The sequence below is a fragment of the Methylotuvimicrobium sp. KM1 genome (assembly GCF_044788715.1).
Lineage (GTDB): Bacteria > Pseudomonadota > Gammaproteobacteria > Methylococcales > Methylomonadaceae > Methylotuvimicrobium.
This window is the reverse complement of the sequence record NZ_CP173170.1, coordinates 2,069,140-2,090,879: the sequence shown is the minus strand read 5'-3', so window position 1 is coordinate 2,090,879 and position 21,740 is coordinate 2,069,140. Positions and strand designations below refer to the sequence as shown.

Sequence of the window (21,740 nt, the reverse complement as noted above, 5' to 3'; positions counted from 1 at the left end):
ATTTCATGGTGCGGTATGCGTTTAAAAAGGTCTCAACGTAAACGGCGTGGAGTCGGTCACCGACTCGCCCGGTTTCCGATTCGCGATTTTCACGAACTGTTCAGCCCAGCGGTCCATAATGCCCTTCGCAGGACCGTACCAAGTCAAGCGAGTCAAATCTAGAGGGCCTGCATCCTGCATGTCGCGGTCGGCAAACGTCGCGACCACCTCGCCGGTCTGCAAGTCGCGCAGACGACCTTCGAAAGCGGCGCGGCGCTGATTGATGACTCCGGCGGCCGTTCCACCCCCCATTTGCAGCCAGCCGAGTGCGTGAAGCACAGGCTGTGAGGGATCGATTTGTATCAAAGCGAGTTCAAGCCGTAGCGCCGGTTGACTGTGTTGACTCGCATGCTCGATGAGTCGGAAACGACGGCGTGGATCTTCTCTGAATTGTTTGATTACCCGGCTACGAAAATACTGCGCCAGTTCTTCGATATCGGCTTTCACATCGCTGATATAGTTTGCCGAACTCAGTTGATGCAGCCAGTCCATTTCCTGCATGTATTGTGTGTTGACTGGGGCGACGACAAGCTCATGATATGTATTCTTGTCGAAACCGGGTTTGATCCATACCTTCTGAAACGGCAAATCGATGCGTTTGACTTGGCGTTCGGGATTTTCGATGAAGCCTGCATCGGGCGCAGGTTCGACGACTAAAGATTTAGCTTGGTTGGTACCGGTTCGAACGCTCGAGCACCCGGTTATCGTTAGAGCCAGGATCATGACTAACGAATAAAGAATGGAGCTTTTCATAGGCGATTTAGGTAGAGTTATTTTGTTGTTCATAACCATTCAACGAGGCACGTTAAAAATCATTTCGAAGTTACCCTTCAATAAATTCATTGATTCAATCCAACATCTTTCAACGCTTGTTTGCAGCGGGTGCTGACCGACTTTTCGTTGCTGTCGAGACAAGCCAGCAACCGACCTTCACCGACCTCTACATCGGCGCAGTATTTTTCGAGGTCATCAGCACATTCCGAGACCGCATAACGGAGCGAAGCGATGGCACGCTCTAATTGCGCGGAGGCTTCATAGAGGGCGAATTCGCAGCGGCCCGAGAGTTTGTCGCTGTGCGCATAGATGCAAGCCAGCAAACGATTGTCGCCAGGCGTCACGTTTTTACAGTAGGTCTCCAATTCGGTGCTGCAACCTTGCATAAAAATCTCCACCGGTCCTTTCTCCGCCATCTCTGAGGATTCGATATCCTTCTTATTGTTTGCCGCACAAGCGTTGATCGACAAGGTCATTATCAGAGCCATTGTCAGGGTCGTCTGTTTAAATTTCATAGGGACTTATCCTTGAATTGTGTTGAATTAGTTCGTTGAAAAAATGATATGCAACAATTTAGGTTTAGCGTCATTAGTTGGAATGGCCTAATCGTATACGGAGCAATTTCTAACCTTGGAGGCAAATTCAAGGCCGTGAATAACGCTTATAAACCTAAATTCACATTTGGGCGGTTCGATCGATAGTTCCATCAGTGAAGCCAGTTGACTAAAATGATGCGATGCGATCATGCTGCGTAAGGCCTCTTCCGTGGCCCAGGTTTCTTGATAACCTATGCGGCATGGAAAACCAACGGTCTTATAAACCTCGACCGCAATACAACCGGATTCGGCGCGCGCCTTTTTGGCGAGCACTTGAAGTGCTTCGATCACTGGCCGGCTTTTATTGGACGGTGTCTTGAGGGTGATATGGAATTCGATCATATCTGAATTTAAAGGCACATCCTGTGCCATTAAGGACAATATTGGTGTCAACCATATAAACCTCTTATAAAACAGACTATTAGTTAACTGACTGAGCGGGAAGCTATCTACGCTTAAACAACCAAAACACGAAATATCGGAGATTACCCGATATTAACCATCAAAACTTGAAAATCATCAGCGTTTTGTTGCCTGCACAATGCAAGAAGACTTTGCCCGAATCAGGCAACCTAATGACCAGTACCGCGAAGAACAACAAAAAACGTAGCCATTTTAAATAGCAAGCTCTGAACTCATCTGGAAACGATTTTTCAGCCAGTAAATCGTTAAATTTTCCTGATTAGAAAGTTTCTTCAGCTAAAGCCCAAAGATCAGCATATCCCTAGCAGGACGGGGTTCGTAAGCCATGCGTGTCAAGCTAAAAACGGCCAACCCACATCACGCTCTTTCCCAAGCTCCAGCTTAGGAAAAACACCTCGGAAGCTCCCCCTTCGACAAGGCTCTCCTGAGCGCAGCCGAAGGGCTCACGGCAAGAGCTTCCTGAGACTGACATAACCTCCGCTCACTCTCAATCAACCCCGACTCGCTCGCTCGTTCAATCTTTCTTGATTGTCGGGAAGCTAGAGCTTCCTGAACAGGTTACCCAAGCTGGAGCTTGGGTAACAGCATATTTTAGTTTTTGCGACTAAGACTGGCCCTTGCTCGGACACTTGGCTTCGGCAAGCTGAAGCATCTTGATAATCAGGTAAATTTTTGTGATAAATCTTTGGGTAGAGTGAGCATGGAGATATCCCTGTCTGTTTAACATGCAAAAAATGTAGATTAAACCGCTTAGAAAATCAGGTACTGAGGCTCATTCTTGACAACTGGATTTATAAAAGCCTATGCTAGCCTCGTCTGGATAATAACTTGATAACTCCGCTCCGCAGAGCCATCGGATCGAATAAGGAGCGCAAGCCTTGATAAACTCACTGCTACGATTAACTCATCGCCATCAATCGAATCAAGACAGACGCTCACGCGCTCCTTATTCAACCCGTAACCATTTCTCATATCGCACTGGAGCCACTCGTGAAATCTGAGTTTGTCCTGAACGTTCGTAGGTCTGCCGAGGACTCTTTCGCCTCCAGCCTCTATTGTGCGGAAAGTGTCGTGCTCACTCTCGCCGATGCACAAAGCGTTGAGTCCGAGCTTCTGCCAAAGGGCGGTGGCATGGGTCGCACATGAGGAACCTGCGGTGCGCTCACCGGCGCAATCATGGGCGTCGGCCTTGCTCTTGGTCGCTCCGAACCCAATGAGCCTGTACAGCCTTCGTGCACTGCAACTGAACGTCTTATCCGAGAGTTCGAGAAGAAGTTCACAACACCAACTGGGCATGTGGGACGCGAGACGCCGCCCAGTTAGCGCTTATACTATCTTGTGCTCCCAATCATAACCCGAGGTACCAAAACGGATGAAAATTCGACATATCTCCACGACCATCGTGATGGCAGCCGCGTTCGTCCTGGCTCCGCTGGCGCAGGCGAGCGACTTAACAGCGGCCGAGGCCCGTGCCATTGCCAAGGATGCGTACATCTACGGCTACCCGATGGTGGACAACTACCGTGCCCAGTACGCCTACTACGTGGACAAGAACGATCCCAATTTCAAGGCACCCTGGAACCACATCAAGAACATTAACCGAGTCTTCACGCCGGCCGATACTGCGGTGCAGACACCCAATTCGGACACACCGTATTCCTGGGCGGGTCTGGATTTGCGTGCCGAGCCAATCGTGATTTCTGTGCCGGCGATCGAGAAAGAGCGGTACTATTCCATTCAGATCTGGGATGCTTATACGTTTATTGTCGGCTACGCCGGGTCGAGAACCACTGGCAATGATGCTGGCAATTTCATGGTGGTTGGGCCGGGCTGGAAAGGCGAGACGCCCAAAGGCATCAAGAAGGTGTACGTCTCTGATACAGACTTCGGTGTTGTCGTGTTGCGCACGCAGTTGTTCGATCCTGCCGACATCGGCAAGGTCGAGAAGATCCAGGCCCAGTACAAGATGCAGCCACTGTCCGCTTTCCTGGGAACAACGCCTCCGCCGGCCGCACCGACTGTGGATTTCATCAAGCCAATCACCCAGAACGAGCAGAAGACGTCGCTAGAATTCTTCAACATCATGAACTTCGTACTGGGCTACAGCCCGGCGGTACCGAGCGAGGTGGCTCTAAGGGAACGCTTCGCCCAGATTGGCATCGGTGGCGGCATGACGTTCGACCCCGCCAGGCTCTCGCCTGAAATGAAGACCGCGATCGAGCAGGGCCGCGCCGATGCCTGGAAAGCTTTTGCCGGTGGCGTAAAAGAGCTGACCGAAGGGAAGATCACTTCCGGTGATGTCTTCGGCTCCCGCGAATTCCTGAAGGACAATTACTTGAACCGCTGGCTCGGCACAATTGGCATCTACGGCAATGCCAAAGAGGAAGCCATGTATCCAGTCTATCGCGTGGACAGCGAGGGCAAGGCACTCAGCGGCACCGATCGCTACACGCTGCGCTTTGCCCCGGGCGAATACCCGCCGGTCAACGCCTTCTGGTCGCTGACGATGTATAACTTGCCGCAAAGCTTGTTGGTGGCCAATCCAATTAACCGTTACCTCATCAACTCACCGATGCTGCCGAACATGAAAAAAGACGCCGATGGCGGGCTCACCCTCTACATCCAGAACGAATCGCCCGGCAAGGACAAGGAATCGAACTGGCTGCCCGCGCCGAAAGGGCCTTTCGCTACCTACATGCGCCTTTACTGGCCGAAAGAATCCGCGCTGGATGGTTCGTGGACCCAGCCAAAGCTGATGAAGGCGGAGTGAAACGGGTCGGGTCATCGCCCATACATTACACTGCCCCGGATGGAGAGCCATCCGGGGCAGCCTAAATACACGCACACAAGCCAAAGCACACACCAGGATTAGCCCCATGAAAACGTTCCCCCGCGCCACCGCCGTCATGACCGGGCTGCTGCTGGCTACAAGCGGATGTACGACGACGAGCCCGAAGGTGAAGATGATGAAGATGGCGACCCCGATCCCGGAGTCGATCACGACGCCCGCAAAGATCGAAAGCCGGCTCGGCATCCTCGAATTTCCGCAAGGCTACCCGACCGACACCACGGCCGAAACGCTCTATGAGTATCTGGACTTCATGCATGGCGTGGAAGCTTTCCTCTACGCTTTGCCGGGAGCGTCGGTCCACGCGGCCGGCCGAGGCATCAAGAGCCAGGGCGGTGACAACCAGACGGTTTTGATCATGGAGCAACTGATGGACTCCAAGTCGCTGTTCCTCACCCCCAACACCGACAGCATCTACAGCATGATGTGGCTGGACCTGAAGGACGGCCCGCTGGTGATCGAGTCGCCACCCGATGTCCTGGGCATCGTCAACGACCACTGGTTCCAATACGTAGGTGATATCGGCAATGCCGGGCCTGACAAAGGCAAGGGCGGTAAATACCTGCTGCTACCACCCGGCTTCAAGGGCGAGGTACCGGAGGGTTACTTCGTGTTGCGCTCCCGCACTTACCAGAACCTGTATTTCTGGCGTGGATTCATCAAGGACGGCAGCACCGTGACTGCGGTCGAGAACACCAGGAAATTCGCCAAGGTCTACCCGCTGGCCGACACCAACAGCCCGCCGGCGATGAGGTTCATCAATGTTTCCGGCAAGGCTTTCAATACCATCGGCGGCAATGACTTCAGTTTCTTCGAGGACATCAATGAGATCGTCCAGGCAGAGCCGAATGAGGCCTACAGCCCGGAAATCCTGGGCATGCTCGCCACCATCGGCATCGACAAGGGCAAGCCCTTCAATCCGGACGAAAAACTCAAGAAGACACTCACCGAAGCCGTGGCCGTGGGCAATGCCACCGCGCGTACCATCGCCTTCAAGCCCCGGATGAAGGACGCATACCTCCATCCGAACAGCGCATGGTTCTTCCCTTTTGTCGGCGGCAGCTACCAGTTCCTCTCACAACCGGGCGTGCGCAACCTGGCCGCACGCGTCCTGTTCCACTACAACTACACCGGCGTCACGCCGGCGATGGCGATTGAAATGGTGGGCATCGGCTCGCAGTACGTCATGGCGACCACCGATTCCGAGGGTAAGGCGCTGGACGGTGGGAAGACCTACAAGATCCAGCTGCCACCGAACATTCCGGCCAAGGACTTCTGGTCCTTCGTCGTGTATGACAACCAGAGCCGCTCGATGCTGCAAACCGACCAGCAGTTCCCAAGCATAGGCAGCAAAAACAAGGACATCGTCATCAATGCCGATGGTTCGGTGGATGTCTGGTTTGGCCCGACGGCCCCCAAGGGGCATGAAAACAATTGGGTCCAGACCGTTCCCGGTAGGGGTTGGAGTGTGCTACTGCGCCTGTATGGGCCCGAGAAGAGCTGGTTCGACAAGATCTGGAAGCCGGGCGAGTTCGAATTACAGTAAGAGTATCCGTGACAAATGGCGTGCCGAGGCTATCGAAAGAGCCAACCAAAACCGCGAACTTACTCCCCCTTGATTGAAAACCGTCTAAGACTAAAAAGTTACCTGATTAGCAAGATACTTCAGCTTGCCGAAGCCAAGTGTCCGAGCATGGGCCAGTCGTAGTCGCAAAAACTACAATATGCTGTTACCCAAGCTCCAGCTTGGGTAACCTGTTCAGGAAGCTCTAGCTTCCCGACAATCAAGAAAGGTTGAACGAGCGAGCCGGGGTTGATTGAGAATGTGCGGAGGTTGTGTCGGTCTCAGGAAGCTCTTGCCCTGAGCCCTTCGGCTGCGCTCAGGAGAGCCTTGTCGAAGGGGGAGCTTCCGGGGTGTCTTTCCCAAGCTGGAGCTTGGGAAAGAGCGTGATGTGGGTTGGCCGTTTTTAGCTTGACACGCATGGCTTACGAACCCCGTCCTGCTAGGGATATGCTAATCTTTGGGCTTTAGCTGAAGAAACTTGCTAATCAGGAAAAGTTATGGGATGTGTCTATCGAGGACCGCCATGAACCCAGCACCTAAATTATCCTGGGTAGTGAATCTAGCCAATGGACTATGGAATTTAGGTGCGGGGTGAACTCGTCCATGAGGGCTTGACGGCAGCTCGAACATCAGGGATGGCGTGAGTGATGTTTTCGCGCAAGTTGGTTGAGATAGTTTCAGATGACTGCGGATCATGAATGTTTGTCATTCAATTGCTCTGCCGTGTTTTTGTTGGATGTGCCGCGCATTGTTGCCTTCGATACGATTGATCGTCGCTATCTGCTCGGGGGAGGCTTCGATGATGTGCTTAAGCACGAACCAGTTGACCGACTCGGTATAGGGTGGCGTGGTCAACGAGCCTTTGTAGTAATAGAAGTTATTGAATTCTCTGTCGCTATTTTCCATGAACACATCCTTTAGACGAATCGAGTCGTGCTTGATGTAGGTCGTCTCGTGTTCATGATCGGGAATGCTGTCTAATACTTCCTGAATGAACGCATTTTTCTTGCCCATCTTAAACAGCACGCCAATGACCAGGTAGTGCGGCATGTCTGTCTCATCAAACGGCGGCGCGTAATTAACGATATGCATTTCCATCGGAAACGTTACGCCGTCGAGCAAATGCTCGGAAGGCGTATGAAAATGCAGTTGTCGAAACGTATAGATTTTGCCATCGCTTTCAATTGTGCTACCCGGTATGAAATCGACCTGAACGGTATGTCCGAGGTTTTCGACTGCGCGTAAGTGATCCTGAAAGTGCAGCGTGATGCGATGCCGACTACTTTCGCCGACTTCGGCGGTCAAGATGTTGATCGGAGATTGGATATGTCCGTGATCGAGGCCCGGTAGCGCATAGTAGGTTTTTTCACGAATTTCGGTACAGTCGGTCGTAGTCTGATGACTGTCGATAGCACAGGCGCTTGCCAATAAAGTAATTGCCGCTACCAGGGATAGTTTCAATGGCTGTTTTAGTAAGGGCATGGTGACCTCATTCCGATTTGATAAATTGTTGATAGTGCCGGTTTTATACGCATGAAGTTCTTCCTTGAGGGTTTAGGTTGTGTCAAATCGTATTGTATTCAATGCATTATAATTTAATTATCATAAGTTAAATCCGAAAGAAACCATTGAAGTTAAAACCGCACGACTGACTGTTCTGATCGACCCGGACAAGAAAAAAGCCTTCGAACAATTATGCGCCTCGCAAGACTTGACCCCGTCTCAGAACGACGGGCGCTCGTATCAATGCCAAGAGCGGGATAGATAACCGCGCCTGTATTTTTACATTCTTGCGGCTCGGCAAGTTTTTTAAGCAACCGGAAACGAGGTTTAAACAGCAGTCGGACGGCGAATGCCGTGTTTGTTCATACGACTTTCAAGAGTGGAGGGTTTAAGGCCGAGAATGGCAGCCGCGCCGGCTTTCCCACGGACCCTCCAACCACAGGCATTCAGGACTCGAGTGATATGATCACGTTCGATCTGCTCCAGCGATGCCAGGTTGGTTCTCGCGCAACCCGCTTCAGCCCTGGAGTCGGTTGGCAGATCGATTTTTAGGGAGGGTCCTTTAGCAAGAATGACCGCTCGTTCAATGACATTTCGCAACTCGCGTATATTACCCGGCCAATCGTAGCTGCAGAGAGCCTGCAAGCTGGATTTGGCTATCTTATCGATCGATTTATCCATTGTCGTTGCAATTTCTTTGATGAAGGCTTCGGCCAAGCGGGGAATGTCTTCGCGCCTTTCACGAAGAGGCGGCACATGAACAGGAAAAACATTCAGCCGATAAAAGAGATCCTCACGAAAACGCCCCTCTTCCACTTCCTGATTAAGATTTCGATTCGTCGCGGCGATCACCCGCACGTCCACTTTGATCGTATTAGGGTTGCCCAAGCGTTCAATCTCTTTTTCCTGCAAAACTCTCAATAGCTTGGCCTGAGCATCCGGCGGCAACTCGCCGATTTCGTCGAGAAAGAGCGTCGAACCGTCGGCCAATTCGAAACGTCCGATTTGCTTGGAAAGCGCCCCGGTATAGGCGCCTTTTTCCCGCCCGAAGAGCTCGCTCTCCATCAGCGCAGCCGGAATCGCCGCACAGTTCACCCGGATCATCGTCCTGTGTTTTCGCGGGCTGGCTTCGTGAATCGCGGTCGCCAACAACTCTTTACCTGTTCCTGTTTCACCGATGATCAGAACGGTAGCGGGCGTGGCAGCCACTTGCTGAATCTCCGATAAAATGCGCCGCATTTCAGCGCTGCCGCTTATTAATTGACTTAATCCCTGCCGCTCCGATATTTCGTGGCGCAAATAAATGTTCTCTTGCTGAATTTGGTCTTTAAGATCGCTAATTTTCTCAAGGGCCGTTTTGAGTTCGGCATTGCTCCGCTCAAGTTCATGCTTGGTGCGACGAATCTCGGTTATGTTCAGACTAGCCCCCATCAACCGATCAGGTTGTTCTGTGGCGCCGAGTTGGTATCTTCCGGTCGCGCAAATCCAGTGTTCACTGCCGTCCGGATGTACTACTCGATATTCTTCCCTAAAACCATTTCCACCCTGCAATGTAAGTTGCACGGTCTCTCTGACACGCTCTTTATCGTCGGAATGAAGACATTGGAAAAAACGTTCCATGTTCAGCTTATCGCCAATAGGTAAACCATAAATTTCCCGCGCTCTATCGGTAGCCCAGATCGTATCCTCCGGAATATTCCAAACCCAAAGACCGATGTCGGCGGCATCGGCAGCCAATCGCATTTGTTCCTCTCTTTGTTGGAGTGCTTGTACGGCGAACTTTCGTTCCAGCACATTGGAGAAGACATCGGAGATCAACTTGAGACCTTGCACGACATCGGCGGACCATTGTCTAGGTCGAGCCGAAGCAAAGCCGATGCCGCCGGTTAAGCGACCGCCAACGATGAAAGGAAATACTAAGTCGGCTCTTATCCCATAATTGAGAAACCCTTCCCGTTCTTTAGACCATTCGGGCGGCAGCGCGTCCACATCGTTCATGACGAAGGATTTACCCGCCAAGAGGGTTTGAGTCAACAATGGACCTTCGGACATCAGAGATTCCGCCAACCATGGCTTGGTGCAGGGTTTGGCATAGTTGTATTTAGAAAAAATATCTTGACTGTCCGCCGTGATTAAGCCCAATCCGATATGATCGATATCGAGATTTTCGGCAATCCGGCGCAAGCTATCGTTGATCTCTTGGTCGATCTTGTCCACCGGCACGCGTACGAATGTGGCCGAAAGCTCCGCCAGCAACGATTGAAAGTGAAGTTGCTTTTCTAGCGTGCTCAGCGGATTGTTGTTTTTAGAATTGTCCATGCAAAAATGCGAGTGCGTCGATCAGTTGACCAAGATAATAACCTTATTGTTTATTTGTACTTGTGTTCGGAAGAACGCGCAAGCCTTATTTTGATCCCATCGCTTCAACGCATGTTTATCAACATAAGTGTCACTGAAGTCATTAGCCTAGTCCGCAAAGTAAGTCTCTCCCATGTTGGATAGTCCGCAATAACGGCTAAGAATCAAGCTTGGCTTGCCGAGAACGATAAACAAACAGTAGCTTGTCGATTTCGTTTGCAGAACTAGACTAGAACCCTAAGTGAAATCACGTTACTGTAAAAGTTCTTAGATCTGGACTCTTTATCTAATTTTTCGATATGCAAAACAATGCCGGTTCCGAAAAGGGTGCGGTTGTTCGATCGACAGGCGTCGGCGGCAGGGCAGATTTTTGCTCCTGCAAAATCTGCATTCATGCCATCCATGGCAATCAGATTCCGCCGTCGAGCCTACAAGGATGTATTCACGGCGTCCTGTCGGGCGAGTGACCGCGCCCTTTCCATTCTCGCACTTTCATTTGCCGGGGCGATTGCCTGGCTTTCATGAACGTTAGGTTGTTCATCAAGGCCTTTTAACCTTATTTAAGGTTAAATTAGCAATAATCACAGTTCGGGGATATTAAAGTTATCATTGAGGATGCCGAAGAGAGGAAGTCTTCAAGCGCTAATCCTGCAACCAGGAAAGAAATAATTTATAACCCACAGCCAGGACAACCGCGCCGACGAATAGCCCGATAATTCCTGAAAACAGCATGCCCCCTATAGCGCCAATGAACACGACAGACATCGGTAGATCTAGACCGCGTCCCATCAACAGAGGCTTCAGTATATTATCCAACAGGCCCACTCCCAACATCCACACCGCAAACAAACTTGCTGTCGTTGTTTCGTGTGTTGAAAACACATAGATAATACTCGGGAAAAGTAAAATAAAAGTCGGCAACTGCACTATGGCAAGAAACAGGCATACGATTGTCAGGACGGCCGCTCCGGGCAAATCGGCAAAAAAGAACCCCATACCGGCCAAAACAGCCTGGATTAATGCCACGCCCAAGACACCACGAGCCACGCCGCGGATAGTGGCGATACATAAGCCTGTCAATTCCTCGCCTTTTTGCCCGGCAATATGCCGCCCGATATTTAAAGCAAGCAGATGGCCGCTTTTGCCGTTGACAAGCAGCAAGCCGCTGATAACCACCGACACCAACAATTGCAGGATTGCCGTCAGTGCCATTGCACTCAAGGCAAACAACCACTTGCCGAGTTCCTTTAATTGTGGCGCATAGGTCCTGACGGTCTCATCGAGATGATTCGAGGCATATTGCCAAAAGCCAAAGATTGGCTTTCCGATTAACGGCCAGTTGGCCACTTTTTCGTTGAGCGGAGGCAGCCTGAATGTCTCTTGATGGAGCATCTGGATCAGTTCCTGCATCTCATTCCCAAGCATAGTCACTAAAATTCCACACGGTCCGAGAATAATCAGCAAAAGCACGGTTGTAATGAGGCCAGCCGACAGTTTCTCCCTCGAACCACATATCTGCGATAGTCTCAGATGCACCGGATACAGCGCTACCGCGATAATGGTTCCCCAGGCCAAAGGATTTATAAAAGGTTTGGCGATATTGAAACACCAGACCAGTAACAGAAACACAAGACCGATTTTAATAGAAGTTTCCAAGGCCTTCCGTGTAAAGTCGTTAGTCGTGATTGAGTGGCTATCGTTCTGCATCTCTTATGTCTCCGTTCTTGTGAAAGTATTTATGTCGAATCGTTTCGAGTAAGCGACGGTAAAACGCATGCAAATCTTGATCGGAAGGTTGTTCTAGGCCTCGGAAGAGATGGACGGAAATTTTCTTTTGCCATCCTTGTAATTGTCCTTCGTGAAAGAAACGCAAACCGGGACAAAAGTAGGTTAAAATTACGGCGACTTCATGTACCTGTGAGGGAAAAGCCGTAGCGGCACGAAGCTCATCATGATTCTCTAAAAAACGTGCTGATTTTTTCTGATACTCCAGATCAGCCCGGAAATACCCCCACACCGGGAGCGCATGTTTCTCACGTAAACGGTCGTAAAGACGCTTATCGTAAATGTAATCGAATCCTTGCTGTTGCAGAGTCCATTCCAAATCCCAGTATACTTCCGCCATGAACACAAAATCCGGATGTTCCTCTCTCGCCTTGTAAATCGCCATAGGCCAAAAGGGTTCAGCGGCGATGTCCCAGGTCCGTTCAAAAATCGCAGGTAAAACCAGCATCGCCATGTCACAGCGTAAGCCGTCGCAGCACCGGGAAATTTTCAGCAATTCCTCTGTCTGGGCGACCTGCAAGTCGGGATTGCCGTAATTGAGCTGCAAGGTATCCGGCCAACCGTCAAAATAAGGATCGCGCCCGTAAGCCTGAATACTTGGGCCTTGGGGTAGGTCCAATTTGATATAGTTTTGCGGCTGGCCGGCAAGTTGTTCCTCCGTACCGGAAACATAATACTCCGGATATGCCTTTACCCAAGGATGATCCGGAGCGGTATGATTGGGCACAAAATCCAGCATTAATTTTAGACCGCTGTCACGAAGACGGTCACACAGGCGTATCAACGCATCTTCATCCCCCAATCGAATGCCGGGAACATAAGCCGTTATTGCAAACCCGGATCCACAAATATCGTCTTCCTGCAAATCCGGTAACAGTTCTCGATATTCGGCGAACCATTGCGGATTGGAACGGGAGTCCTTGCGCCCTGCGGCCCCGGTTTGCCGAACGCTAAGGCAGTAAATCCAGTCGAATCCCAAGTTCGCCAATTCATCCAGTTCGGAATCGGGAATATCATCCAGCGTTGCCGGGCGGCCGATTTGGCGTGACAAACTATTGAGCCGGACGCGAGTATTGATTTGGCAAAGTGAAGGATAAAGAGAGTTGTTCAAAAATCTCTCCTCTGATAAAGGCGACAGTTTAGGATTTTGCACAAAAATAACTTCCTCAAGTGCGCGGATGAATTTCCGGTGTAGGTGCGGAATTATCCGCACAGTGCGAATGAATTCGCGCCTACAATTCCTTGATTTATTCCATGCCCATTACTTTCCTCTTTATCACTACACTAAACCGTTCACCCTTCGAGCTAACTAAGGGCGAACGGTTTAGATCATAGGTTTTCTCTCGTTATTTGTCCGTTCTGATATAGGTCACCCGGCGGTTATAGGCTCGCCCTTCATCGGTTTCATTCGAAGCAACCGGCTGTGATTCGCCAAAACCGACAGCGCTCATGCGACGGCCTTCAATACCTTGTCTAACGAGTTCGTTTTTAACCGACTTCGCTCGGCGATCCGACAATTTTTGGTTGTAGTCGTCCGAACCGATGCTGTCGGTATGGCCTTGAATCTCGACGGTCAATTTCGGATTGAGCCTCATCACTTTGACGGCATTTTGTATCATCGGATCATACTGAGATTTGACTTTGTCGCTGTCGAAGTCGAACAACAGACCATGAAATGCCCAACAACCGTCTTTGTCGACAATCGCACCTCTTGGCGTGCCGGGACATTTATCTTTACTATCGACAACGCCATCCTTATCTTCGTCGTTGTCTACCACTTCGGGTGTTCCGGGTTTAAAGAATACTCTCTTGACGAAAGCGGCCATGCCTTGGGGAGTGGCAATCGCTTCGGTCTGTGTGCTAAAGCCGCATTTTGCAATATTAGTCATGTTGAGTAGATTTCTCTTACCCGAAACATCTTTTTTGTTACCCACCCAAACGCTGTAGAAGCAAAGTCTGTCGCCATACTTGGCTTTTAAAGCCTTGGTAGCAGGTACCGGCGAAACTTCATCCATGCCATCGCTGAATACGATCACTGCGATATTGCCGGGAGCCGACGTGAGGTCTTGCTTGCTTGCGTTAACAGCGCTAGCCAATGGTGTTCCTCCTCCTGCGCATTCAAGAGAGCGGATTGAGGAATCGAACGAACTTGCAGAATAGGTTTGCAGAGGCTGATTCAACTTGGTTGCACCCCAGTCGAGACAAGGTCCAAACCCGAAGCTCCTTAGAGCCGACGACAATGGAATATCGGGGATAGACATATTGAAACGATTGAGCAGATTTTTCTCGACATCGAATTTAGTACCTCTCAAATCACCCACTCCTTCATATCGAGTACGCATGGACGAGGACGAGTCATTCAAAACCAGAAAACTATCGGTTTTTTGCACTAACGAACCGGTTTTGACGAGTTCGTTCAAATCTGCCGGTTCAAAGGCTTCAAATTGGGTGGTGGATTTTGTGGCACATCCGGTTAGTACTGAAACTAAGATTATCGTGCCGATATGCATATATTTGTTCACTTGCCACTCCTGGTGGTTATTTAAAAAAATTTATAACTGTTTACAGCATAAACCTAAAAAGAGCATTGAGGCTTCACCGAACTGGTGAAAGTGCTGTAAACCCTTCATGCTTCGACTTGGCTCCGCACGAACGGTCTACAACACATGCCAACTTCTCTTTTTAAGATAAACCATGTTTAGAAGGTGTCGGGCATTGACTTATAAGAGTGTCTGTACAGACTATTGTAGTCAATACCCAAATATCTACGCCAAATTCCGGAAAATATCGCTGAACGCAACAGGCGTCCAAGCCCCTTGCAAACATAAACCTCATTATCTATAACTTTCGTACTTCAAATTTCGGCAGCACCTAAGGATACCCCGGCACCGAATTTTGATCTACGACGGGGATAGCGCGCCCCTCCCGCAGTTGCAGGACAAAGGCATGCTGACCCGTCGAGCCCTTGTTGCCATAGATGGCAAGGCCTTGGTGCACCGTATTGCCGTCCAGATCTTTTTCCTTGCCGAGACGTTCCATCACCAACCCTGATTAGTGGACCATTAAATACCGCAAATGATTCTCGAAGAATGGTCGGTAGAATATGAACCCAATAAGGTGACGACTTATCTTTGCGATAATTGCGACTAAGGATTATTGACAAATAACTTCTCGGGGCTAAGAGCTTTGTAGCCGGTTCGGTTACTCGCTTGGCGCCCCCCACCGTGCCGAAAATTGATTAGCAAAGGGAATAAAAAACCTCTTACTTTAAACACCCACCCCTTCCAACTTAGCATATGACAACATCAGCCATTTAATACCGACCTGTTGGAAATTGATTTGAATGCGCTCCTGTGCGCCGCTGCCTTCTCTTTGCAGCACCACACCTTCGCCGAATTTTTCATGGCGGACGCGCTGCCCCAATTTATATACCCCCGGCTCATGACTATCCACGTTTCCGGTGAATGAAACCGGACGGCTGACCTGAGCGCGCATCCTGACTTCCTGAAGCGTTTCGGTCGGAATTTCTCGCAAAAACCGCGAAGCCTTCGGATAGGTTTCGCGCCCCCACAAGCGCCGGGATTCGGCATAAGTCAAACACAAGTTTTCCATCGCGCGAGTCATGCCGACATAACATAGCCTACGCTCTTCTTCCAAGCGTCCCGGATCCTCGACCGATTGTTGCGACGGAAACAAACCTTCCTCGAAACCAACCAGAAATACCCGTTTGAATTCCAAGCCTTTGGCGGCATGTAAGGTCATCAGCTGTACGCAATCTTTCTCGGTATCGCTTTGCATGTCACCGGCTTCGAGCGCCGCATGCGCCAAAAACATATCGAGTTCGCTCAGATTTTCTTCGTTATCCTGATCGTACTCGTACAGTCGAGCGGCATTGACCAATTCTTCCAAGTTTTCGACGCGGGCCTCGCCCTTATCGCCTTTTTCTTTTTTATAAAACTCGATCAACCCTGACTTTTCGACGACGATCTTAACTTGCTCGAACAACAGTAAACCTTGCGTTTGTTCGGCCAAACTCCGAACTAATGCAATGAATCCGGACATGGCATTCCCAGCCCTTGGCGTCGTCAATTTTTGAGCGATCGCAAACTCAACCGCCTGCCGAAGCGATAAATTCTTATCCCGCGCCAATACCCGAATGTCGTCCAATGATTTAGCCCCGATACCGCGTGTCGGCGTATTGATGACGCGTTCGAAAGAGGCATCGTCATCGGGATTAACCATGACACGCAAATAGGCCAAGGCATTCTTGATTTCGGCCCGCTCGAAAAAACGCAGGCCGCCGTACACCCGATACGGAATACTGGTCGCGATCAGCTTTTCCTCGAACTGGCGCGATTGCGCATTGGAGCGGTAAAGAATCGCAATATCGCTGCGCATTCCGCCTTCATGGACCCATTTCCGGATACGCTCGACGACGTAATAAGCCTCGTCCTGCTCATTGAACGCGGCATAGACCGAAATCGGTTCGCCATCACCGCTGTCGGTCCAAAGCTCCTTGCCCATCCGGCCTTCGTTATGCTCGATAACCCGATTGGCTGCTTTCAGAATATGGCCGGTCGAACGGTAGTTTCGTTCCAGTTTGACGACTTTATGATTCGGAAAATGCTTTTGAAAACGGAAGATATTTTCAATTTTCGCGCCGCGCCACCCGTAAATGGATTGATCGTCATCGCCGACCACGAACAGATTATCGCGGTCTTGCGTCAACAAACGTAACCAAGCATATTGAATCGTATTGGTATCTTGAAATTCGTCGACATGCACATGCCGAAACCGTTGTTGATAAAAACTCAGAATTTCGGGGTTATCACGCAGCAGTTCGTGCGCACGTAACAACAGTTCGGCAAAATCGACCAAACCGGAGCGCTGACAGACCTCTTCATAAGCCTTATAAATCGCCAGCATTTGCCGTTGAAAAAAATCGCCGGTATCCGGCATGTGCTTGGCTCGAATACCCTCGTCTTTTTGCCCGTTGATATACCATTGCGCTTGCTTGGGCGGCCACTTGGCCTCGTCCAGATTCAAGTTTTTGTAGAGACGCTTGATCAGTCGCAACTGATCGTCCGAATCCATGACTTGAAAGGTTTCGGGCAGTTGCGCATCTTTTGCGTGACGTCTGAGCAGGCGATGCGCAAGCCCATGGAAGGTGCCTATCCACATCGAGCGTGCCGAGATATTGAGCAGGTCTTCTATACGGGTGCGCATCTCCGTTGCGGCTTTATTAGTGAAGGTGACAGCCAAGATACTATGCGGCGAATGGCCTTCGACTTGGATCTGCCAGGCGATGCGATGCACCAAGACCCGAGTCTTACCGCTGCCGGCGCCGGCTAAAACCAACATTGCGCGGGAAGGTGCCGATACCGCCTCGCGTTGGGCATCATTGAGAGGATTAATAATTGAAGTAATATCCATTTGTTATCGTTGAAACATTTCTATAAGCTATGCGCGTTTAAGGAAAGCAACAATGACGGCCGGACCGGGCTTTAATAACCAACATTAATTAGCAGAGGGGACTTACAATGAGCTTCGATTTTAAACGCATGATAAAATTCGAACACAATCTTGGCGATAAGGATAAAAAATACCGCATGTTCGGAGGCGCGGCATTGGTACTGATATCTTTATTCACCGCAAAAATTATTTTATTGCTGTTAGGAACCGTATTGATCGGCACCTCTTTTTTCGGTTGGTGTCCTGTTTATTCCGGACTCAACAAGAACACCTGCACCAGTGGCGAACCGGAAAGTAGCCAATAAGCGCTTAATTTCTACAGGGACGTAGATCAAGCGGCTTAATAAGAAAGACCTGTCAATCCTCCTTTTTATATTCGCCTTCCAAGACATTATTATCTTTAGATCGACCAGGATGAACCGCGCCACCAGTCTGTACCAGATGATTCTCAATCACATAACGGGCGATTTTGCCGCGCAGCTGAGGAATTAGACATGCAAAGCCAAGCACATCGGTAAAAAAACCGGGGGTCAATAACAATGCTCCACCAACCAACAATATCGGTCCTTCAATCATTTCGTAAGCGGGAACGACACCCTGGTTCAAATTATCTTGAAAACGTCTTAAGGTCGCAAAACCTTGCTGTCTTAACAAAGCAGCGCCCAATACAGCAGTAAATACCACCAAAAAAACCGTCGGAAATACCCCGATCAAGCCGCCGATGGTCAGCAGTAAATAAATCTCCAAAAAAGGAATGATCAAAAAACACAAAAATACAACTTGAAAAACTTTCATTTAATATTCCTAAACAAATTTCACATTGGAAACAGATAACCCCGGAAAGTTTCCCATTTGAAATCAATGAACCAAGGTCGGCGAAAAATCGCACCGAGACCTTATCCCGAATTAAACGGTACAATATAGGGATTTTAAAACCGAAACTCCAGAACAAATTGACCGAGTCTCTCGTTATGTCGAATCACATTATTCTCTTTTGCACCTGTCCGGACCAGAATACGGCAAGCTCAATCGCTCAAACATTAATCGGAGAAAATTTAGCCGCTTGCGCAAATATTTTTCCAGGATTGACTTCCGTTTATCGCTGGCAAGATCAAATCGAAACGGACCAGGAATGCCTGTTGCTAGTTAAGACACGACGCGATATTTACCCGCAAGTGGAACAGCGCATACAAGAGGCGCATCCCTATGAACTTCCCGAGATCGTCGCGGTCTCTGTCGAACACGCTTTGCCTGAGTATCTGAAATGGATCGATTCATGCCTATCAAAATAATACTGCTTTGCCTGATTGCAACTTTTCATCAAGCCGCCTTTGCCATCAGCGAAAGCGATTTACTGCCGCAAGAACAAGCTTTCAAACTCACCGCCAAGGCCAATGCAAAGAATGAAATCGTTCTAACCTGGCAGATCGCCGACGGCTACTATTTGTACCGTGATAAATTGGGCATTGAAAGCCGGTCAGAACGGATTACACTCGACGATATCACTTATCCTCCAGGAAAAACCAAGCATGACGAGTTTTTCGGCGACATGGTCATTTATCGGAACGAACTCACCGTCGAAGTACCGTTCACCAAGCTAGGCGATGCGCCTAATACCTTGCAATTGGCGGTTAAACATCAGGGCTGTGCCGATATCGGTATTTGTTATCCTCCACAGAAGACCGCACTGACGGTCGATCTACCGTCTCAAAATTCTTCCGTGAAAACCGGTTCGATTTTCGGCTTAGTACAGGGCCTGAGCGACTTAAAGCTGAATCCGTTCGAGAATGAATTGCTTCCGGCAGAAGAAGCCTTCCGCTTTTTCGCTTTGGTCAAAGACCCGAACACGCTGACCGTCAATTGGCAAATTGCGGAAGGCTATTATCTATATCGCGACAAATTTCAATTCGATATCCTAGATTCCGAAAAAGTAAAAATCGGCAACTTCACTTTGCCCAGAGGCACGCCCTACCACGACGAGGAATTCGGCGACGTTGAAATCTTCCGCAACGACCTAAGCTTCGACCTGCCGATTAACCGCTATCAAGCGGATCAACAAAATATTATCCTTCAAGCACGATTTCAAGGCTGCGCGGATCGAGGCGTATGCTATCCTCCGATGGCGCAAAGCACGCCATTGGTTCTACCGACGACCGCATCGGTATCGACGCCGATTATTTCCTCGACAAGCCCCCGAATCGACGAACCGCAATCCGAACAAGACCGCATCGTACAATCGTTGCATCAAAACACGCTCTGGCTGACACTACTGTCCTTTTTCGGCTTCGGCTTGTTACTGTCTTTCACGCCTTGTATTTTTCCGATGATACCGATTTTATCCGGCATCATCGTCGGTCAACGCAACCGGGTAACCACTAGCCGCGCCTTTCTTTTATCACTGAGTTACGTCACCGCCTCCGCATTGACCTACACGGTTTTCGGTGTCTTGGCGGCATTATTCGGCAGCAATCTACAAACGACCTTTCAACAACCTTGGATTATCGCGCTATTTAGCGGTATTTTCGTATTGTTGTCGTTGTCGATGTTCGGCTTTTACAACCTAGAAATGCCCGCATCGATTCAAACTCGACTGCATAAATCCAGCGATAAACACCGTGACGGTTCGTTTTGGAGCGCGGCGATCATGGGTTCGTTATCTTCTTTGATCGTAGGCCCCTGCGTTGCGGCTCCGTTGGCCGGTGCATTGATCTATATCGGCCAAACCGGCGATGCTGTGCTCGGCGGCATCGCATTATTCGCGATGGGGTTCGGTATGGGAGTGCCGCTATTGATACTCGGCGCATCGGCCGGAAAACTATTACCGAAGGCAGGTCAATGGCTGAATGCAACCAAAGCGGTCTTCGGCGTGATCATGCTGGCTGTCGCCCTATGGATGCTGGACCGTATTTTGCCACCCGATATCACGATGTTCCTATGGGCCTTATTACTGATCATACCGGCCATTTACCTGAAAGCGATCGACCCGTTGAGCGAAAATGCAGGCGGTTGGAAAAAGCTTTGGAAAGGTGCCGGAGTCGTGATGCTGACTTACGGCGTCCTGTTATTGATCGGCTTAGGCATGGGCAACCATAACCCGCTAAAACCTTTACAGGGACTGAGTTTAGCAAGCACTGCCGAGGCCGAAAGCCCCCTGCCCTTTGTCAAAGTCGCCTCGCTACAGGAGCTTGAAAACCGTATAGAAACGGCAGCCCGCAACAATCAACCGGTCATGCTCGACTTTTATGCCGACTGGTGTGTCTCATGTAAGGAAATGGAGGCGTATACTTTTACGCACCCTGAAGTCAAACAAGAACTGAATCGCTTCGTTTTATTGAAGGCGGACGTCACGGCAAATAATTCCGAACATCAAGCCTTGCTGAAAAAATTTAACTTAGTCGGACCTCCGGCCACTTTATTTTTCGGTGCCGACCTAGCCGAAAAAAAACATTTACGCGTGATAGGCTATCAGGATGCCAACGCTTTTTTAAACATACTACGGCAAGTTGATTTATGAAACAAACCACGGTACTTATTATCGCTGCTGCTGTCGCTTTAGCCGGCGGAATTTGGCTACAAAACAAAACACAGCCTGAAACGCATAGTGAAACCATGGAACTGCCGGATTACCGACTACCCGATTTGAACGGCAACGAACGCAGCCTATCCGAATGGCGAGGTAAAATCACCATCGTCAACTTTTGGGCAACCTGGTGCCCTCCTTGCCGCGAAGAAATCCCCGAATTTGTTGCCTTACAGCAAGAATACCAAGACCGTGGCTTGCAATTTGTCGGCATCGCTATCGAAACTAAAGAATCGGTCAAAAAATATCTCGACTTTATCGACATCAATTATCCGATGTTAATCGCCGGCGACCAAGGCATCATCTTGACTCAACAATGGGGAAATTCTGCCGGAATCCTTCCTTTCAGCCTTATCTTTAATCAACAAGGTCAGATGGTTCATAAACAATCCGGACAATTATCCCGCGCCAAAATTGTCGAAATCATCGAACCTCTGATCGACTGAGAAAACGTTAAATCATTCTACTCCCTTTATACTCAAAAAATGGTTAACTTTATGAAGGTATGGGGTGTGGCTAGCGAGGATGGCGTGAATGCAGATTTTTGCTCCTCGGCAACTGCTCCTGCGTTGCTCTAATACACGCCATCCCTGGCGCTCGAACGCTGCCGTCAAGCCCCCCATGGACGGGTTCACGGCGGTCCTCGATAGACACATCCCATGCCTTTTTATTCCTAGACGGTTTTTCAATCAAAAGGGAGTATAAATCAAGCAAAGTTCTTAAAAGATCCAGTTTTTACGGCGTATTTGTGTTAAATGACATAAATATGGACAAACGTGCTTAAATTAGGGAGAATTA

At 49.7% G+C, this 21,740-nt stretch carries 19 protein-coding genes and 1 pseudogene; 9 read left to right on the top strand and 11 right to left on the bottom strand.

Translation table 11 applies throughout. The annotated features are described in order from the left end of the window. Positions 1 to 21: 21 nt before the first annotated feature. From ACINK7_RS08835 to ACINK7_RS08825, 3 genes are all read right to left on the bottom strand, one after another. The gene (locus ACINK7_RS08835) at positions 22 to 825 is read right to left on the bottom strand and encodes a DUF3313 family protein (protein ID WP_404360983.1); all 804 of its coding nucleotides are present in this window, start codon (positions 823 to 825) and stop codon (positions 22 to 24) included. Positions 826 to 878: 53 nt separating this feature from the next. Beyond that, entirely contained in the window at positions 879 to 1,328 is a 450-nt protein-coding gene (locus ACINK7_RS08830; RefSeq protein WP_404360982.1) for a cysteine rich repeat-containing protein, read from the bottom strand. 87 nt (positions 1,329 to 1,415) lie between these two features. Then, positions 1,416 to 1,751: a putative quinol monooxygenase gene (locus tag ACINK7_RS08825; RefSeq protein WP_404360981.1), complete on the bottom strand. Its 336-nt coding sequence runs from the start codon at positions 1,749 to 1,751 to the stop codon at positions 1,416 to 1,418. 1,239 nt (positions 1,752 to 2,990) lie between these two features. Here ACINK7_RS08825 and ACINK7_RS08820 point away from each other — a divergent pair. The 3 genes and pseudogenes from ACINK7_RS08820 to ACINK7_RS08810 all read left to right on the top strand — a co-directional run. Beyond that, positions 2,991 to 3,155, top strand: a pseudogene (locus tag ACINK7_RS08820) (hypothetical protein); the annotation flags it as partial. A gap of 49 nt (positions 3,156 to 3,204) precedes the next feature. Continuing rightward, positions 3,205 to 4,602 (top strand): DUF1254 domain-containing protein, encoded by a 1,398-nt coding sequence (locus ACINK7_RS08815; protein WP_404360980.1) that lies wholly within the window; start codon positions 3,205 to 3,207, stop codon positions 4,600 to 4,602. A gap of 106 nt (positions 4,603 to 4,708) precedes the next feature. Continuing rightward, the gene (locus ACINK7_RS08810; protein WP_404360979.1) at positions 4,709 to 6,226 is read left to right on the top strand and encodes a DUF1254 domain-containing protein; all 1,518 of its coding nucleotides are present in this window, start codon (positions 4,709 to 4,711) and stop codon (positions 6,224 to 6,226) included. 723 nt (positions 6,227 to 6,949) lie between these two features. Here the strand turns inward: ACINK7_RS08810 and ACINK7_RS08805 are convergent. After that, positions 6,950 to 7,726: a carbonic anhydrase family protein gene (locus ACINK7_RS08805; protein ID WP_404360978.1), complete on the bottom strand. Its 777-nt coding sequence runs from the start codon at positions 7,724 to 7,726 to the stop codon at positions 6,950 to 6,952. A gap of 145 nt (positions 7,727 to 7,871) precedes the next feature. On the opposite strand from ACINK7_RS08805, the gene ACINK7_RS08800 reads away from it, so the two are divergent. Beyond that, a complete protein-coding gene (locus ACINK7_RS08800; protein ID WP_404361428.1) occupies positions 7,872 to 8,012 on the top strand; it encodes a hypothetical protein in 141 nt (46 codons plus the stop codon). A 62-nt stretch (positions 8,013 to 8,074) separates the two neighbouring features. On the opposite strand, the gene ACINK7_RS08795 is transcribed toward ACINK7_RS08800, so the two are convergent. After that, entirely contained in the window at positions 8,075 to 10,066 is a 1,992-nt protein-coding gene (locus ACINK7_RS08795) for a sigma 54-interacting transcriptional regulator (RefSeq protein ID WP_404360977.1), read from the bottom strand. A 338-nt stretch (positions 10,067 to 10,404) separates the two neighbouring features. Between ACINK7_RS08795 and ACINK7_RS08790 the strand changes: the two genes are divergently transcribed. Next, entirely contained in the window at positions 10,405 to 10,572 is a 168-nt protein-coding gene (locus ACINK7_RS08790; protein ID WP_404360976.1) for a hypothetical protein, read from the top strand. Between the two features lie 175 nt (positions 10,573 to 10,747). Here ACINK7_RS08790 and ACINK7_RS08785 read toward each other — a convergent pair whose 3' ends face one another. The 5 genes from ACINK7_RS08785 to uvrD form a co-directional block, all read right to left on the bottom strand. After that, positions 10,748 to 11,812, bottom strand: a complete 1,065-nt coding sequence (locus ACINK7_RS08785; protein WP_404360975.1) for an AI-2E family transporter — start codon at positions 11,810 to 11,812, stop codon at positions 10,748 to 10,750. Then, a complete protein-coding gene (locus ACINK7_RS08780) occupies positions 11,799 to 13,001 on the bottom strand; it encodes an alpha-amylase family glycosyl hydrolase (RefSeq protein WP_404360974.1) in 1,203 nt (400 codons plus the stop codon). The genes ACINK7_RS08785 and ACINK7_RS08780 overlap by 14 nt, the downstream gene beginning before the upstream one ends. 235 nt (positions 13,002 to 13,236) lie before the next feature. Continuing rightward, entirely contained in the window at positions 13,237 to 14,412 is a 1,176-nt protein-coding gene (locus ACINK7_RS08775) for an OmpA family protein (RefSeq protein WP_404360972.1), read from the bottom strand. Between the two features lie 349 nt (positions 14,413 to 14,761). Continuing rightward, positions 14,762 to 14,929, bottom strand: coding sequence for a hypothetical protein (locus ACINK7_RS08770; protein WP_404360971.1), 168 nt, complete (start codon positions 14,927 to 14,929; stop codon positions 14,762 to 14,764). A 228-nt stretch (positions 14,930 to 15,157) separates the two neighbouring features. Next, positions 15,158 to 17,323 carry a DNA helicase II gene (uvrD, locus tag ACINK7_RS08765; RefSeq protein ID WP_404360969.1) on the bottom strand — a complete coding sequence of 722 codons (2,166 nt, stop codon included), beginning with the start codon at positions 17,321 to 17,323 and terminating at the stop codon, positions 15,158 to 15,160. Positions 17,324 to 17,430: 107 nt separating this feature from the next. On the opposite strand from uvrD, the gene ACINK7_RS08760 reads away from it, so the two are divergent. Next, a complete protein-coding gene (locus ACINK7_RS08760; protein WP_341325449.1) occupies positions 17,431 to 17,667 on the top strand; it encodes a DUF2892 domain-containing protein in 237 nt (78 codons plus the stop codon). Between the two features lie 52 nt (positions 17,668 to 17,719). On the opposite strand, the gene ACINK7_RS08755 is transcribed toward ACINK7_RS08760, so the two are convergent. Beyond that, the gene (locus ACINK7_RS08755; protein ID WP_404360968.1) at positions 17,720 to 18,157 is read right to left on the bottom strand and encodes an FxsA family protein; all 438 of its coding nucleotides are present in this window, start codon (positions 18,155 to 18,157) and stop codon (positions 17,720 to 17,722) included. A 158-nt stretch (positions 18,158 to 18,315) separates the two neighbouring features. Between ACINK7_RS08755 and cutA the strand changes: the two genes are divergently transcribed. The 3 genes from cutA to ACINK7_RS08740 are packed head-to-tail and all read left to right on the top strand — an operon-like array spanning position 18,316 to position 21,388. Beyond that, positions 18,316 to 18,654 carry a divalent-cation tolerance protein CutA gene (gene cutA, locus ACINK7_RS08750; RefSeq protein ID WP_404360967.1) on the top strand — a complete coding sequence of 113 codons (339 nt, stop codon included), beginning with the start codon at positions 18,316 to 18,318 and terminating at the stop codon, positions 18,652 to 18,654. Then, positions 18,639 to 20,876, top strand: a complete 2,238-nt coding sequence (locus tag ACINK7_RS08745; protein WP_404360965.1) for a protein-disulfide reductase DsbD — start codon at positions 18,639 to 18,641, stop codon at positions 20,874 to 20,876. The genes cutA and ACINK7_RS08745 overlap by 16 nt, the downstream gene beginning before the upstream one ends. Continuing rightward, positions 20,873 to 21,388 carry a TlpA family protein disulfide reductase gene (locus ACINK7_RS08740; protein WP_404360964.1) on the top strand — a complete coding sequence of 172 codons (516 nt, stop codon included), beginning with the start codon at positions 20,873 to 20,875 and terminating at the stop codon, positions 21,386 to 21,388. Before ACINK7_RS08745 ends, ACINK7_RS08740 begins: the two co-directional genes overlap by 4 nt. Positions 21,389 to 21,740 lie beyond the last annotated feature (352 nt).

Excerpts from the sequence above, each read along its gene's own strand:
- ACINK7_RS08825 (WP_404360981.1), bottom strand. The coding sequence starts at position 1,751 with ATGATCGAATTCCATATCACCCTCAAGACACCGTCCAATAAAAGCCGG.
- uvrD (WP_404360969.1), bottom strand. The coding sequence starts at position 17,323 with ATGGATATTACTTCAATTATTAATCCTCTCAATGATGCCCAACGCGAG.
- ACINK7_RS08745 (WP_404360965.1), top strand. The coding sequence starts at position 18,639 with ATGCCTATCAAAATAATACTGCTTTGCCTGATTGCAACTTTTCATCAA.
- ACINK7_RS08760 (WP_341325449.1), top strand. The coding sequence starts at position 17,431 with ATGAGCTTCGATTTTAAACGCATGATAAAATTCGAACACAATCTTGGC.
- ACINK7_RS08740 (WP_404360964.1), top strand. The coding sequence starts at position 20,873 with ATGAAACAAACCACGGTACTTATTATCGCTGCTGCTGTCGCTTTAGCC.
- ACINK7_RS08805 (WP_404360978.1), bottom strand. The coding sequence starts at position 7,726 with ATGCCCTTACTAAAACAGCCATTGAAACTATCCCTGGTAGCGGCAATT.
- ACINK7_RS08790 (WP_404360976.1), top strand. The coding sequence starts at position 10,405 with ATGCAAAACAATGCCGGTTCCGAAAAGGGTGCGGTTGTTCGATCGACA.
- ACINK7_RS08810 (WP_404360979.1), top strand. The coding sequence starts at position 4,709 with ATGAAAACGTTCCCCCGCGCCACCGCCGTCATGACCGGGCTGCTGCTG.
- ACINK7_RS08770 (WP_404360971.1), bottom strand. The coding sequence starts at position 14,929 with ATGGAACGTCTCGGCAAGGAAAAAGATCTGGACGGCAATACGGTGCAC.
- ACINK7_RS08755 (WP_404360968.1), bottom strand. The coding sequence starts at position 18,157 with ATGAAAGTTTTTCAAGTTGTATTTTTGTGTTTTTTGATCATTCCTTTT.
- ACINK7_RS08815 (WP_404360980.1), top strand. The coding sequence starts at position 3,205 with ATGAAAATTCGACATATCTCCACGACCATCGTGATGGCAGCCGCGTTC.
- ACINK7_RS08835 (WP_404360983.1), bottom strand. The coding sequence starts at position 825 with ATGAACAACAAAATAACTCTACCTAAATCGCCTATGAAAAGCTCCATT.
- ACINK7_RS08785 (WP_404360975.1), bottom strand. The coding sequence starts at position 11,812 with ATGCAGAACGATAGCCACTCAATCACGACTAACGACTTTACACGGAAG.
- ACINK7_RS08795 (WP_404360977.1), bottom strand. The coding sequence starts at position 10,066 with ATGGACAATTCTAAAAACAACAATCCGCTGAGCACGCTAGAAAAGCAA.
- ACINK7_RS08830 (WP_404360982.1), bottom strand. The coding sequence starts at position 1,328 with ATGAAATTTAAACAGACGACCCTGACAATGGCTCTGATAATGACCTTG.